The following is a 15,098-nucleotide window of genomic DNA, read 5'->3' on the forward strand; positions in this document are numbered from 1 at the left end:
ACGGACGGTCGCCGCAGCGGCTGACGTCAGGCGTCGGGGCGGGGCGAGCCGACGAGGTCCTCGGGGAGCACCTCGGGGCCGGCCTCGGGCGGTCGCGGGGCCTCCGTCGTGAACGCTCGCAGCGCGAGCAGCGCGATGTCGTCCTCGCGGGTGGGCGCGAGGTCCGCGATGAGGCCGTCGCACAGCTCGTCGAGGGTCAGGCCCCCGAGGCTCTCCGCGGCGCTGCGCAGGCGCTCGAGGCCGACCAGGAGCGACTCCCCGCGGCGTTCGACGAGACCGTCCGTGTAGAGCAGGACGGTCGACCCGGGACGGATCAGCTGGGTGTGGTCCTGGCGGTCGGTGTGCACCCGCACGCCGAGCGGCAGGTCCGCCCGCCGGTGCAGCAGCTCGGCCGTCCCGTCCGGGTGGATGAGGAGCGGTGGCAGGTGGCCGGCGCTCGACCAGCGCAGCCTCCGGAGGTCCCGCTCCTCGAGATCCTCCGGCTGCTCGACCCTGGCGAGGATGCCGGTGCTGATCGTCCCGACGGCCAGGTCGTGCATCGCCCAGTCGAGCGACGCGAGGATCGCGGCCGGCGGCTCGATGACGGCGTGCGCGCCGCCCCGCAGCAGGTTGCGCACCTGGGCCATCGAGACCGCAGCCCGGAGGTCGTGGCCGGTGACGTCGCCGATGACGAGGCACGTGCTGCCGTCGCGCACGAGGAACGCGTCGTACCAGTCGCCGCCGATCTGCGCCCCGGAGGTCGCCGGCGCGTAGCGGGCGACGAGGTGCAGGTGGTCGGGCTCGGGCAGCGGCGTGAGCAGGCTGCGCTGGAGCTCCTCGGCCAGGTCGCGCTGGACCGCGTGGAGGTGGGCGTTGTCGAGCGCGAGGCCGATCTGCGCCATGACGTCGCGCAGCGCGGCGAGGTCCGGCTGGGTGAAGTCGCCGCGCTCGGCTCCTCGCACGAGCGTGATCAGCCCACGCACGTGCCCGCGCCCGCGCAGCGGCATGACGACGAACGCGTGCGGCGCGAGGCTCACGAGCAGGTCGTGCGCGGGACCCTCCTCGACGAGGTCTCCGGGGCGCGGTGTCCCGGACCGGAGCGCGTGCGGCGCGCCGGCGAGCGTCTCCGCGATGAGCGACGACGGGGAGAGGGCAGGGACGCGGATCGCGCGGTACCGGTCGAGGACGGGCTGCGCGGCAGGGTCGGCGTGCAGCGCCGCGACGTCGTGCAGCCGCTGCTTCCACGGCGCCGGGCCCTCGTCGAGGGTGCTCGCGATGGCGAAGTCGGCGACGCCCGGCACGAGATGGGGAAGCACCGCCTCCAGGGCCTTGACGGGGTCGAGGGTCTCGGCGAGGTCGGCGGCGACCGCGGCGAGGAGCGCTGACCGTGCCTGTGCTCTCTCGGCGAGCTCGAGCGCACGACGACGCTCCGTGATCTCCGTGAAGTACGCCGCGACCCCGCCGCGCTCCGGGACGGCGCGGACCTCGTACCAGCCGTCGAGGGGCGCCGGGTAGTAGGCGTCGAAGACGACCGGCACCCCGGTCCGCGCGACCTCGCGGTAGCCGTCCCCGAACGTCGAGCCCGACGCCGCGGGGAAGAGTTCCCACACCACCCCTCCGAGCAGGTGCTCGCGCGGGCTGCCGAGGATCCGTTCCGCCTCGGCGTTGACGTAGCCGAAGCGCCACTCGGGGTCGAGCCAGTAGTAGCCGACCGTCATGTCCTCGAGGATCTGCTGGACCCGCTCCTCGCCCGCACGCAGCGCCGTCGTGTCGGTCGTGACGCCGACGACCTGCTCGGCGGTACCCGACGGTCCGGCGAGCGCCCGGCCACGGGCGGTCAGCCAGCGCGTCGTGCCGTCCGGTCGCACGACCCGGAACTCCGCCTCGTACACGCCGCACGCGGCGATCGCCCGGTCGAGCGCGGCCGTGACCGGGCGGACGTCGTCCGGGTGCACCCGGGCGTTGAAGGCGTCGATCGTGCCGCCGAAGGTCTGCTCGTCGTACCCGAAGACGTCGAGCAGCGCCGCGTCCCAGCGCAGCGCGCCCGTGACGAGGTCCCACTGGAACGTCCCGAGCCCCGCCGCCCGGGCGGCCGCCGCGAGCAGCGCCGGCCGGTCGACGTCGGCATGGTCGACACCGTCCGTCGTGGCTCCCGAACGCCCTGCCCGGTGTGCGGGCGCCGGGCCCCCGGGATCGTGCATGGTTCCTCCGTGCCTCGTGGGCGCCGTGTGGCGTCGCAGCGCACATCATGCCCTGCGGGGACGACGTTCGCCCTCGTTCGTGGTCGCGGTCGACCGGCGGCCGGGGCGCGTGCGGGGGGCGCGGGGTGGCAGGCTGGGCGCATGACATCCGGTTCCACCCCTGCTCCCGCCGCGCAGCGCATCGCCTCGGTCCCCACCCCTCCCGTGCCGGGCGCGTCTCGGGTCGCCGCGATCGACTGCGGCACCAACTCGATCCGCCTCCTCGTCGCCGACGTCGACACCGTCGCGGGCACCCTGACCGACCTCGACCGCCGCATGGAGGTCGTCCGCCTCGGGCAGGGCGTGGACCGCACGGGGCGGCTCGCCCCCGAGGCCCTCGAGCGGACGCTCGACGCTGCACGCCGCTACGCCGCGGTCGTCGCCGAGCTGGGCGCGACGCGGACGCGGTTCGTCGCGACGTCTGCCACGCGCGACGCCGAGAACCGCGACGAGTTCGTGCAGGGCGTCCTCGACGCGCTCGGCGTCGAGCCGGAGGTGGTGTCGGGCGAGGAGGAGGCGGCGCTGTCGTTCCGGGGCGCGACGTCGACCGTCGCGGGCCTGCGCCCGGGACCGTACGTGGTCGTGGACCTCGGCGGCGGGTCGACGGAGCTCGTACTGGGCACGTCCACGCCCGACGCCGCGTACTCGATGGACGTCGGCTGCGTCCGCCTCACCGAGCGGCACCTGCGCAGCGACCCGCCGACGCCCGCCGAGGAGGCTGCCGCCCGTGCCGACGTCCGGGCGGCGCTCGACGAGGCGGCCCGCGTCGTGCCGCTCGGCCGGGCCGCGACGCTCGTCGGGCTCGCCGGGTCCGTCACCACCGTCACCGCGCACGCGCTGCGCCTCGCGGCCTACGACCGCGACCGGATCGACGGCGCCGTCCTGTCCGTCGAGCAGGTCCTCGCCGCCTGCGACGACCTGCTGCACCGTTCGCGCGCCGACCGCGCCGCGCTCGGGTTCATGCACCCGGGGCGCGTCGACGTCATCGGCGCAGGGGCGCTCGTCTGGTCGGAGGTCGTGGCGCGGGTGCGCGACGACGTCGCCGCAGCGGGTGGCGAGCTCACCGACGTCGTGACGAGCGAGCACGACATCCTCGACGGCATCGCCTGGTCGATCGCCTGACCTCGTCGGGGCGGCACGTCACTTCTCGGCGGCAGGCCTGCCGGACGAGCGCCGTCGACGGACGATCTCGACGACCACGTACGCGAGGAACGCGTAGAGCACGACCCGGCCGACCCACAGGAGGACGGGGCTCCGGACGTCGTAGCCGAGCGGGACGCCGAGCAGCGCCAGGACGACGCTGCCCCAGGCCGCGCGCCCGCCTGTGTCGAAGTCCGCACCGGCGCCGACGACCAGCACGAACGTCGTGAGCGCCGCGATGCCGAAGGCTCCCCAGAGGTAGCTCGTCCCTTCCTGCCGGTCCGCGGGGCCGCGGGCCGTGACCAGCCTGACGCCGCCGCGCAGGAGCATCTCGACCGGCACGAGCACGGCGGGGACCGCGAGCAGGCCGAGTCCGGCGGCCATCACGAACAGGAGGAGGAGCAGCCACAGGTCCTCGGCCAGCGTCTCCCTGGTGCCGAGGACGCCGTCGAGGGCCCACGGCAGCGCGAGCGCGAGGGCGAGGAGCGGGGTGAACGGGGTGGCCCACCAGCCTCGGAACGGGGCCTTGCGCCGGAGCCTCCTGCTCGCCGGCCGGTCGTACACGCGCCAGCCCAGCCGGAGCATGAGCGCCCACTGCAGACCGATCACGACCATGATCGCGGCGATCGCGCCGGTGACCTCGTCGGTGCTCTCGTCCGCACCAGGGGGCAGGGCGAGCAGGATCGCCAGGATCACGACGAGCGTCAGCGCGGCGACCAGGAGCTCGGTGAGGCGGAAGCGCCGCTGGGTGCGGAGCCGTGCCCGGAGCAGCTCGGGCTCCGTCGGGGCGTCGGTGGTCGGCACCGCAGCAGTATGCCCGCCGAGGCCGGCGTCTCGCCGCCATGGCGAGCGCCGGTCCCGCGAGCCACGTCTGCCTGCCCGGTTTCGACCGCTCCGACCGCTCTGCCCGGGTCGGCGTGCGCGGGATCACGCCCGTCTGGCGGACTCCCGGGCTCGCGCGTCCCGGGAGCAGTAATACTCTGGAGCCATGCCTCAGAATGACCTGACCTCGGTCAGCCGTGCCCAGACCGCTTCGCCGCGGCCCCGCAAGGTGCCGCGCGTCGTCGTGCTCGGCGGCGGATCCGTGGGCCTGTACGCCGCGCGCCGCCTGCGCAAGAAGCTCGGTCGCCGCGAGGCGGCGATCGTCGTCGTCGACCCGCGCCCGTACATGACCTACGCGCCCTTCCTCCCCGAGGCCGCCGCCGGGTCGATCGACGGTCGCGACGTCGTCGCGCCGCACCGCCGCGCGCTCAAGGGCGTGGACGTCCTCCAGGGCAAGGTCGTGGCGATCGACCACGGCAACCGCCGCGTGACGATCCACCCGGAGGAGGGCGACGACTACTCGGTCACCTACGACCACCTCATCGTCGGCCTCGGCTCCGTCTCGCGCACGCTCCCCATCCCGGGTCTCGCGGAGCACGCGATCGGCTTCAAGAACGTCGAGGAGGCCATCGCCGTCCGCAACCACGTCCTCAACCGCATGGACGTCGCCTCGTCCACGTGGGACGAGACGCTGCGGCGCCGGATGCTGACCTTCACGTTCGTGGGCGGCGGGTTCGCGGGGATCGAGGCGATGGCCGAGATCGAGGACATGGCCCGCTACGCGACGCGCAACTACGCCACGATCGAGGAGAAGGACCTCCGCTTCGTCATGATCGAGGGCGCCGGGCGCATCCTGCCCGAGCTGAGCGAGCCGATGGCGGGCTACGCGCTCGAGGAGCTGAAGAAGCGCGGCATCGAGTTCCACCTCAGCACGTTCCTGTCCTCGTGCGTCGACGGCCACGTCGTCACGTCGACGGGCGTCGAGTTCGACTCGGACACGATCGTGTGGACCGCGGGCGTCAAGGCGAACCCGGTCATCAAGGAGGCCTCGGACCTGCCGGTCGACAAGATGGGGCGCGTCACGGTCCTCCCGACCCTGCAGGTCGCGGACGCCGAGGGCGAGGTCGTGCCGAACGCGTGGGCCGCGGGGGACTGCGCCGCGGTGCCGGACGTGCTGAACCCGGGCAAGTTCTGCCCCCCGAACGCCCAGCACGCGATCCGTGAGGCGACGCGCCTCGCGGACAACCTCGCGCTCGAGCTCCACAGCGAGCCGCCGGTCGAGTACCGCCACAAGAACGTCGGCACCGTCGCGTCGCTCGGCCTGTACAAGGGCGTCGCGGAGCTGTTCGGCGTCTTCAAGCTCCGCGGCGTGCTCGCGTGGCTCATGCACCGCAGCTACCACGTCATGGCGATGCCGACGGGCAACCGCAAGATCCGCATCTTCATCGGCTGGATGGGGCAGTTCCTCATGGGGCGCGAGCTCGTCTCGCTCGGCTCGCTGCACGACCCGCGCGCCGAGTTCCGCACCGCCTCCGTGCCGCCGAAGAAGGACGGCGAGCCCGTGAAGCAGAGCGCCCAGGGCTCGGCGGCCGCGGCCGAGGCCGGCGGGTCGGACGCGACCATCGACGCGGACGACAGGACGCCGGCGGCCAAGGCCTCCTGAGCAGGTCCCGACCGCCCGGCGAGAGTCGGCATCCTGCCCGACGACGAGGGGCGGGCCGCGCGTGCGGCCCGCCCCTCGTCGCGCGTCGGGAAGGCCCCGCGTCGCGGACCTGACCGGGCGCGTCGAGCACCCGGTAGATTCGGGGCGCGCCCCCATAGCCCAACTGGCAGAGGCGGCCGGCTTAAACCCGGCGCAGTGCGGGTTCGAGTCCCGCTGGGGGCACGCTCAGGAGAGCCCCGTCGGTCCGTCCGGCTCGGCGGGCGGCGCGGCCTCCTGGCCCAGGACCACGAGGTTGCCGTCCGGGTCCTGCACGCGCGCGACGCGCTCGCCCCAGGGCTGGTCCGTCGGCGGCTCCACGACCGTCACGCCCGCGGCGGCCAGGTGCTCGACGGCACGGTCGCAGTCGTCGACGTACACCCACAGCGTCGTGCCGCCGCGGACGTCCGCCTCGTCGGCGAGGCCGATCCCCAGCGGGGACACGCCCACGTGCACGTTCACGTACACGGGCGGGCCGTCGTCGGGGAACGCGTACGCCACCGTGCCCCGGAGGAGGTCGCGGTAGAAGCCGAGGGACCGCTCGACGTCGGCCACCGTGAGGATCGGGAAGAGGCTCCGGAACATGCCTCCATGGTCGACCCGGCGGGGCGCTCCCGCCCGACGGGACCCTCCCGCGCAGCCGGTGGGGCTCCTGCTAGGGTGCCGACGAACCACGCGGGGTGTCCCGCCCGGGCGACGAGCGCCGGGCCGAGGGACCGAGACGAGCGGTGAGGCCGCCCGGACCCGTCGAACCTGATCTCGCTAGCACGAGCGGAGGAACGTGGGCATGACGACGTCTGCCATCACCACCCTGACCACCCCGACCACCGGGATCCCCGGTGCTCTCGTCGCTGCGGACGAGGACGGCTTCACCGCCGGGCTCGGCCGTCGGTACGCGCACCTGTTCGCCGAGTTCTACGACCACCCGTTCCTCGCAGGGCTGCGGGACGGGACGGTCGAGCCGGCAGCCGTCCGGCACTACGTGGGCCAGGACCACCAGTACCTCACGGCGTACCTGCGCTGCTACGGGCTCGGCATGGCGCTCGCCCCCGACCGCGCGTGGGCGGCGTGGTTCCACGGCAAGGCGGGCTTCCTGCTCGACGACGAGTCCCACGCCCACCACGCGATGTGCGACTTCCTCGGCGTGCGGTACGAGGACGCGCAGGTCTCGCGGCTCGCGCCGAGCGCGCAGGCGTACGTCGACCACATGCTCGCCGCGGGTCGGGACTCCCTCGGCGTGCTGCTCGCCGCGCTGCTCCCGTGCCCGTGGACGTACATCTGGTCGGCGCGGCGCTTCTGGCTCGACGATCGCGCGTCGACGCCGGGTGCGATCGCCGCCGACCACCCGCTCGCGGGGTGGTGGGAGTTCTACGCGGCGGAGCGCACCGAGGACGTGCTCGCCGACCTGCGGGCGCGCCTCGACGCGCTCGCCGCCGACGCCGGGGAGGCCGAGCGCGCCCGCATGGAGCTCGCGTTCGAGCTGAGCTGCCGGCACGAGATCCGCTTCTGGCAGATGGCTCAGACGCTCGAGGGCTGGTGAGCCTTACGCCCGCAGCAGATCCGCGCCCCGGCCCGGCGACGACCGGACCGGGGCGCGGGTAGCGTGACCGGCATGGACGGACAGACCCTCGCGACCGGCGGCGCTGCCGCGTCACGGCCGAGCCCGACGAGGCGTCCCGAGCCTCTCCTGCGTCACGTGATCGGCGGCATCCTGCGCCGTGCACGGCTCGCCCAGGGGCGCACGCTCGTCGACGTCTCCACCGCGGCCCGGGTCTCGACGGCGTACCTGTCCGAGGTCGAGCGAGGTCGCAAGGAGGCGTCGTCGGAGGTTCTGGCAGCGGTCTGCGCTGCGCTCGGGATCCGGCTCGTCGACCTCGTCGCCCGGACGGGGGAGGAGCTGCGTCCCGTCGGCCCGGTGCTGGTCCTGTCGTCCGCCGGGGCCCGGCCCTCCGCGCGTGCCGCCCTCGCGGCGCGTCACCGCGGCGCGAGGTCCGGTCCTGCCGCCTCCGCGCGCGTCGCGCGCCACCGGTCTCTCGCCGCCGCCTGATCTCGGGGCGTTCTGTGCGGCCCCGTGTCGCTGCCCGCCGGGGCGCACCCGACGGGGCTACGTTCGATGCATGACCGAGCCGCCCGTCCTCCAGGACCTCGTCGACGACGCCGCGTTCCTGTCCCACGAGCACGAGCTGCACCTCGCCGACCTCTACGGTGACGACTCGTGGGACGCGGACCTGTCGACGGGCACGTTCACCTTCACGTCCGCCACCGGCGTCGCGACCGGGTGCCGGCTGCAGTTCCTCGGGACGTCCGCCCCGGGACCCGGGACCTGGATGTGGGCCTGGCACAACGTCAACGACTTCCCCGACGAGGTCCTCGTGGCGGCGGAGAAGACCCGCGGCGCCGGTCTGCCGGAGACGACGACCGCCGAGCTCTCGCTGTCCGAGGAGCTGCCGCACCGGCTCACGCTCGCGGCCAAGACGACGACCGGGTCGTTCGCGCACTACAGCGCACCGGTCGGGGGAGGCACGCGCGCCTGGTTCCTCCTCGAGCACCCCACGCTCGAGCTGCCCTCGCCGAGCGTGCCGCGCGTCGTGCGCACGCTGAGCGAGGGCCTGCTCGCCGTGACCGTCGTCGACCACCGTCGTGCCGTGCTCGCCTACGCGCACGGCCGCGGGCTCGAGGTGGAGCCGGGCGACGACGGGGCGGTCGTGCTCGTCGTCCCGGGCGGCGCGGTGACCGTGGCGTTCGACGACTCCGCCCGGATCACGCAGATCCAGGCGACGGCGCGACCAGCCGCGGAGCCTGTCGACGCCGGGCCTGCCGACGCCGGACCTGCCGACGGCGATCCAGCACCGGTCGGGGTCGAGGCCGAACCCGCCCCGGTCGAGGCCCAGGCCGGTCCCGGTGCGGCCGACACCGGGAGCGCGGCGGGTGCCGGCCAACCGAGCCCGCCGCCGCGCCGGCGCTGGTTCCGCCGGCACGGCTGAGGCGCTGAGGGATCAGCTCCAGGTCACGGTGCGGGAGTCGCCGAACGCGTTCGTGCGGATCCAGACCTGCGCGCCCGGCTGCCCGTAGTGGCACCACATCCCGCTCCGCGGGAAGTTCCCGTTCGCGTCGGTCCGCAGCTGGCGGTTGTTGCGGTCGACGGAGTACGTGCGCGTGCCCTCGAACATGTGGTCGCCGTTGTGGCTCGTCCAGCACGACACCGTGAACGGCGTGTTGGGCTCCGCACCGGAGATCGACAGGTCGACGATCGCGCACGACGAGTGGGTGCACGTGACGGACGGGTAGTTCGATCCCTTGTACGCCTGGAGGACGGGCTCGGGCCGCTTGTCGGACGTCGCGCTCCGGCAGGTCTGGTTCGCCGCACCCTCGGTCGGGGTGACGGTCACGCAGATCTCCCGGGTCTCCGAGTAGCCGACGCTCAGCGTCCCGGACCCGGACGCGCTGTTCGAGCGCACGGCACCGGTGACCGACGTGGTGTACGGGCGACCGTTGTCGGACGTCGACCAGCTGTAGGTGATGGCGCGGTCTCCGCCGCTCACCGTCAGCGTCGGCGCGGGGATCGGTCCGTAGGGGGTCGCCGTCGCGCTCGAGGCAGGTCCCGGCTCGTCGGCGCCGTCGACGCCGGCGACCGCGCGGACCTGGATCGTCGCCTCGCGGCCGTCGGTGAGGCCGCCGACGACCCTGTTCGCGGCGAGGGCGGCCCAGCCGCCGCCGGCGTTGTACTGGTACCGGATCTCGTCGGCGCGCACGCCGCTGCCGGTCGCGGCGCCGAAGGAGAGCTCGACCTGCCCGTCCGACCCCGTGGCGCGTGCGCTGAGGCCCGAGACGGCGCCGGGCGCGGCGAACGCGCGGACCGCGTTGGACGCGGGGGAGCTCTCGGCGTCTCCGAACTTGTCGGTGGCCTTGTTGTGCGCCCGGACACGGAACGTGTACCCGGTGGTGTCGGCGGGCAGACCCACGGTCGTGCTCGTCGCACCGCCGCCCGCGGTCACCGTCCGCACGACGGAACCGCCCTGGAGCACGTCGACCGAGTACTGCGAGATCGCCGCACCGTTCGGGTCGGGCGCCGTCCAGGAGACCTCCATCTGCGACGTGGCGCCGATGGACGTGCGCCGCGCGGTCGGCGCCGCGGGCGCAGCGGGCTTGCCCGCGGGGGTCTCGGACGCGGAGGTCTCGCCCCACTCGGACGGGTCGGGTGCGCGGTTCTCGGCCTGGACCTGGACGGTGTAGGCCTGGCCGTTGGTCAGGCCCTCCCAGGTGGTGGTGGTCTCGGTCAGGCACGTCTTGTCGGTCGCGCCGCCGGCGGGGGCAGGGGAGATGCGCAGGTTGACGCACTCGATCGCGGACCGGTCGGTGTAGGTCGCGTTCTTCCACGTGACGGTGAGGGACTCGTCGCCGAACTCGAGGGTGGGTGCGGCGGGCGGGTCGGGCTTCTCGTCCGGGCGGGCGACCGCCGAGGCGGGTGAGGCGGGGCCGTCGCCGACGTCGTTGGTCGCGAACACGGTGAACGTGTACTCGACGTCGTTCGTCAGCCCGTCCAGGGTGCAGGTCGTGGTGCCGCACGCCTTCTCGTACCCGTTCTGGGACCGCACGGTGTACCCGGTGATCTCGGCGCCGTTGTTGTTCGGCGGGTCCCAGGACAGCACGACCGTCTTGGACCGGACCTCCTCGACCTGCGGCGTGGGGGGCGCCTCGGGCTTGCCGAGCACGGTGAGCTGGATCCGGCCCTCGACCTCGCGGTCGGGGTCCTTCGTCGCGTCCTGGATCCGGTAGCGCACGACCATCACCCCGACGAAGTCCTCGCGCGGGGTGACGGCCACCTGGTCGCCCGCGAGCGACACCGAGCCCTGGCCGGTCTCGACCACCGCGTTGAGGAGCGTGAGCGGGGTGGCGGGGAACGGGTTCGAGTCGTTGTCGAGCACGGGGACCACGGTCTCCTTGCCCTGGTGGGCGTCGGGGACCGCGTCGTCGTTCGCGCGGGTCAGGGGCCGCGTGGACGCCACCACGGTGAGACGGGCCTGCGTCGCCACGGGCGGGTTGTTCTCGTCGGAGACCGTGACCGGGACCTCGACGACGGTGCCCTTCGACACCTCGGGCGTCGCCTGGGCGAGCAGCGTCGAGCCCTCCACCGAGACGGTGATCCCCTGACCCGGCGCCGACGCCTTGAACGACAGGGCGTCGCCGTCGGGGTCGGTCGCGAACCGCGCGAGGTCGACGGACGCCTCCTCGCCCGCAGCGACCTCGAGGGTCGCGTCGCGCAGCTCCGGCGGCAGGTTCTCCGGCGGCAGGACCGTGATCGGGAGCGTGAGGAGCGCGACGTTGCCCTCGGGGTCGTCAGGCCCGGAGCCGTCGGTGACCTCGAAGGTGACCGACGCCGGCCCGTGGTACTCCGGGCTCGGCGTGTAGGTGATCTGCGTGACCGACGTGACCACGCGAGAGCCCTCCGTGGCCTTGACCGTCTCCTCCGTCGTCAGGCGCGGCGTGCGGCCCTCGACCACCAGGACGTGCTCGGTGATGTCGATGTCGAGCGACTGTCCGGCGACGACCTCGAGGGACGTGCCCGGGCGCAGCGTCGGGACCTGGTCGGTCAGGCCGGGGACCCTGACGAACGCCCTCGCGGTGAGCCCGTCGACGTCGGTCACCGTGTAGGTGAGCACCTGACGCTGCTCGGTGAGCGTCACGACGAGGTCGCCGTCCTCGCTCACCGTCGCGGTCTGCGCGTCGGTCGAGACCTCGAGCTCCGTCGCGGCCCCGTCGGGGTCCTCGTCGTTGGCCAGCACGGGGATGCTGACCTCGGTCTCGCCGAGGATGTCCTCGACCTGGACCGCGTCGTCGCGCGCGACGGGGGGCAGCAGCGGGGCGTCGGCGGCCACGTTCACGGTGATCGCACCGGTCGCACGCGCCCCGTAGGTGTCCTGGATGCCGTAGTAGAACGTGTACGCCCCGTCGTCCGGCGGGGACGTGATGACGATGCGGTCGGCGACGACCTCGGCGCCCAGGCCGTGCTCGTCCTCGACGGCGGACGGGACGAGGGCGACCTGGTCGCCGTCGGGGTCGGTGTCGTTGCGCAGCGCCGCGACCGAGACCGTCCGGTCCGGCCGGACGGTGATCTCGTCGTCGACGGCGACCGGCGACTGGTTGGTCTCGGCCGGTCGGGAGATGCCGACCCGCACGGTCCCGGTCGCGGTCGCGCCGCGCGCGTCGAGCACCGAGTACGTGAACGTGTCCAGGCCGGTGGAGCTCTTCGACGCGCTGTACTCGAGGCTCCCGTCGACCACGCGTGCGGTGCCCTTGCTCGGTGCCGAGGCCACGCCGGTGACCTGGACCGAGTCGCCGTCGGGGTCGATCCCGAGGAGAGGGACGTCGACGCGCACGGCCGCGCCGGACAGGACGCGGGCCTCGATGTCGCGGGGCTGGGGCGGCTCGTTGTCCTCGTCGTCGCGGATGCGGATCGTGACCTGGGCGGAGTCCTCCTGCCCGTTGGCGTCGCGCACGCGGTAGATCGCGTGCGCGGTGCCGGCCTCCGCGCCGGCCTTGAAGCGGAGGGTGTCCTCGGAGACGAACGCCTCGCCCAGCGCCGGGTCGACGTCCTGCTCCAGCTCGGTCTGCAGGAAGAGCTCGAGCCCGTCCGGGTGCGTGTCGTTCTTCAGGACGGGGATCGTCACGACGTCGCCCGTGTGCACCATGACCTCGTCGGCGACGGCGTTCGGCGGCTGCAGCTTCGTCGGGGCGGGCACGGCGACGACGCGCACCTGCCCGGTGGACGACTGCGTCCCGTTCGAGACCGTGTACTCGACGGTCACGGGGCCGTCCAGCCGCCGGATCTCGGTGATGCGCAACATCTGGTGGGCGAGCACGGCGACCGACACACCGGCGTCCTCGGGCACCGTGACCGACTGCACGACGAGCACGCCGCCGGCCGGGTCGGTGTCGTTGGCGAGCACGTCGACGAGCGTCGTGCCGCCGGTGGGGAGGAGCGCGGTGTCGGCGACGACGATCGGCGGGCCGCTCGCGGCGTCGGGCGGCAGCACGTCGACGCGGACGAGGCCCGTCGTGACGCCCGGGCCGTCGGTCACCTGGTACGTCAGGTCGTACGAGCCGGGCTCGTCGGCCGCGAACGCGAAGGTCCCGGCGTCGAGGTTCGGCGTGATGAGCGCCCGGTCGTGCTCCGAGACGGCCGTCAGGCGCAGTGCGTCCGAGTTCGGGTCGCTGTCGTTGCGCAGCGGCTCGACGGTGACGGACTGCCCGGCGGGGACGACCACGTGGTCGTTCACCGCGATCGGCGGCTGCTGGCCCGCGACGACGTCGACGAGCAGCTTGCCCTCCGCGATGCCGCCCAGGCCGTCGGCCACCGCGAGCGTGACGATCTTGCGGCCGGTCGACCCGCCGCCGTCACGGAGCTCGACCGTCCCGTCGGGTCGTGAGCGGACCTCGTCCCCGGCGACCGTCGCGTCCGCCGACGCGAGGTACAGGTCGTCGCCGTCGGGGTCCTTGAAGAACGGCAGCACCTTGATCGTGGCGGTCCCGCCCTGCGCGACCTTGAGCACCGGGTCGCCGGTCTGCTCGGGGGCCTCGTTCTCGTCCCAGGGGGAGATCTTCAGGGAGACCCCGGCCTCCGCCGTCCCGCCGCGACCGTCGGAGACCGCGTACCGGAAGCCGAGTGTGCCCTCGGCGTCCTCGGGCACGACCGCCTGCAGCGCGGCACCCCCGAGGATCTGCTCGACCGTCACGCCGTCCGGTCCGTCGCCCACCACCGTCGCCGTCATGACGTCGCCGTCCGGGTCGACGTCGTTGGCGAGCACCGGCAGGATCGTCGTGCGCCCGGGGCGGGCCCCGAACACGTCGTCCTTCGGCTGCGGCGGCTTGTTCGGCTGCGACCGGTCCGCGATGAACTGGTCCACCTGCTCGGGGTTGGTCAGCTCGGCGTCGGACTCCTCGCCCTCGGCCTCCTCCGGGAGCTGCACGTCCCAGTCGTCGACCTTCTCGTACTCGTCCGCCGCCATCCACAGCGTCCCGGCCGCCAGGTCGTTGAGCACCACGACGTGCCGGTTCACCCGGTACTCCAGGCGAGCCTGCGGGTCCACGCCCTCGAGCCGCTTGTCCAGGTCGCGATCGGTGCCCGCGCAGTCCCGGACCACCTGAGCCGTGGATCCCCACGCGCCGTAGGTGCAGCCGTCGAGCTGCACGGGCGCCGACGGCGATCCCTGCGCCGCGCGCGTCAGCGCGTCACCGCCGTCCAGCGGCTGGGTGACGAGCCCCGACGACGTCGCGACGACCACGTTCGCCGACCCGGCGGACGGCTGCTGCAGCCGCGCGCCCTCGCCGTCGTCGAGGAGGACGGTCTTCCCGCCTGGGAGCACGAGCGTCGACGCCGAGCGGTCCAGGACGACGGGCTCGTCGCCGACCGCGGTCACGGCCACGTCGGCGCCGGGGCCCACCGGGAGGTTCGCGGTGCCGGGCGCGCCCTGGACGACGCCCTTGTCGGACGTCTCCACGGTCCACAAGGTGCCGGTCGACGGGACCGCGACGAACACCGTGCCGTCGCCCGAGACCGTCAGCGCGCCGTCACCCTCGACCTCGGCGACCGGCTCCGTCTCCTCCGGGTCGAACGCCGTCGCACCGTCGAACGGCAGCACCCACAGCAGGCCCTTCTCACCGTCGAGCACCGCCGTCGTCGCACCCCCCGACGCCACCTGCGCCCCCGCCGGCAGCCGCACCTGCCCGTCCAGCGTCAGGTGCGCCACCTCGACCGGCGACGCCGTGCTCGTCCCCTCGTCGTCCAGCAGCACCCGACCCTCGTCCTGCTGCACGTCGAACGACGCCGACCCCGCCACGAGCACACCGTCGATCGCCTGCGACTCGTAGTTGAACCGACCCAGCTGCCCCGACGACGTCTTCGTCACCCACACACCCGAGTCGTTCAGCTCCACGTCGGCCGTCGCCTCGCCCTCGTAGAACCACGCGAGTCCCACCAGTGCCGTCGAGAACACCGACACCGTCGTCACCGACGCCACGGCGCGACGGTTCTCGTTGAGACGTTGCAGGAAACCCACGGAACTCCCCCGGTTGGTACCTCGGCTCGGCCTGCACCGGCGGAGCGAGGCCGGGAACGGCCCTGGTCGGCGCGAGCGGCCCGGACGAGCATAGCCGGGGCGGGAGAGCGGGGGACAGGCCACCGAGGGGCAGAAGTCCCCATCCGGTGCCTGAGGACGGTC

Annotated in this window: 9 protein-coding genes and 1 tRNA gene; 6 read left to right on the forward strand and 4 right to left on the reverse strand. The window is 73.8% G+C overall.

From position 1 onward, the window contains the following. Positions 1 to 26 precede the first annotated feature (26 nt). Positions 27 to 2,180: a SpoIIE family protein phosphatase gene (locus ACZCLJ_RS18555; protein WP_463104834.1), complete on the reverse strand. Its 2,154-nt coding sequence runs from the start codon at positions 2,178 to 2,180 to the stop codon at positions 27 to 29. A gap of 141 nt (positions 2,181 to 2,321) precedes the next feature. On the opposite strand from ACZCLJ_RS18555, the gene ACZCLJ_RS18560 reads away from it, so the two are divergent. After that, positions 2,322 to 3,341 carry a Ppx/GppA phosphatase family protein gene (locus tag ACZCLJ_RS18560; protein WP_463104835.1) on the forward strand — a complete coding sequence of 340 codons (1,020 nt, stop codon included), beginning with the start codon at positions 2,322 to 2,324 and terminating at the stop codon, positions 3,339 to 3,341. An 18-nt stretch (positions 3,342 to 3,359) separates the two neighbouring features. On the opposite strand, the gene ACZCLJ_RS18565 is transcribed toward ACZCLJ_RS18560, so the two are convergent. Further along, positions 3,360 to 4,163 (reverse strand): hypothetical protein, encoded by an 804-nt coding sequence (locus ACZCLJ_RS18565; RefSeq protein ID WP_463104836.1) that lies wholly within the window; start codon positions 4,161 to 4,163, stop codon positions 3,360 to 3,362. Between the two features lie 184 nt (positions 4,164 to 4,347). Here ACZCLJ_RS18565 and ACZCLJ_RS18570 point away from each other — a divergent pair, with 184 nt between their 5' ends. Continuing rightward, positions 4,348 to 5,844, forward strand: a complete 1,497-nt coding sequence (locus tag ACZCLJ_RS18570; RefSeq protein WP_251150453.1) for an NAD(P)/FAD-dependent oxidoreductase — start codon at positions 4,348 to 4,350, stop codon at positions 5,842 to 5,844. A 148-nt stretch (positions 5,845 to 5,992) separates the two neighbouring features. Then, a tRNA-Leu gene (locus ACZCLJ_RS18575) sits at positions 5,993 to 6,066 on the forward strand. A 3-nt stretch (positions 6,067 to 6,069) separates the two neighbouring features. Here the strand turns inward: ACZCLJ_RS18575 and ACZCLJ_RS18580 are convergent. Then, positions 6,070 to 6,465, reverse strand: a complete 396-nt coding sequence (locus tag ACZCLJ_RS18580) for a VOC family protein (RefSeq protein WP_251150452.1) — start codon at positions 6,463 to 6,465, stop codon at positions 6,070 to 6,072. A 202-nt stretch (positions 6,466 to 6,667) separates the two neighbouring features. Between ACZCLJ_RS18580 and ACZCLJ_RS18585 the strand changes: the two genes are divergently transcribed. From ACZCLJ_RS18585 to ACZCLJ_RS18595, 3 genes are all read left to right on the forward strand, one after another. Beyond that, positions 6,668 to 7,420, forward strand: coding sequence for a TenA family protein (locus ACZCLJ_RS18585; RefSeq protein ID WP_251150451.1), 753 nt, complete (start codon positions 6,668 to 6,670; stop codon positions 7,418 to 7,420). 72 nt (positions 7,421 to 7,492) lie between these two features. Further along, positions 7,493 to 7,927 carry a helix-turn-helix domain-containing protein gene (locus ACZCLJ_RS18590; RefSeq protein WP_353050413.1) on the forward strand — a complete coding sequence of 145 codons (435 nt, stop codon included), beginning with the start codon at positions 7,493 to 7,495 and terminating at the stop codon, positions 7,925 to 7,927. A 70-nt stretch (positions 7,928 to 7,997) separates the two neighbouring features. Continuing rightward, positions 7,998 to 8,864 carry a DUF6882 domain-containing protein gene (locus ACZCLJ_RS18595; RefSeq protein WP_463104837.1) on the forward strand — a complete coding sequence of 289 codons (867 nt, stop codon included), beginning with the start codon at positions 7,998 to 8,000 and terminating at the stop codon, positions 8,862 to 8,864. A 12-nt stretch (positions 8,865 to 8,876) separates the two neighbouring features. On the opposite strand, the gene ACZCLJ_RS18600 is transcribed toward ACZCLJ_RS18595, so the two are convergent. Further along, the gene (locus ACZCLJ_RS18600; protein ID WP_463104838.1) at positions 8,877 to 14,936 is read right to left on the reverse strand and encodes an Ig-like domain-containing protein; all 6,060 of its coding nucleotides are present in this window, start codon (positions 14,934 to 14,936) and stop codon (positions 8,877 to 8,879) included. Positions 14,937 to 15,098 lie beyond the last annotated feature (162 nt).

This window comes from Cellulosimicrobium sp. So1_17, from assembly GCF_055181235.1.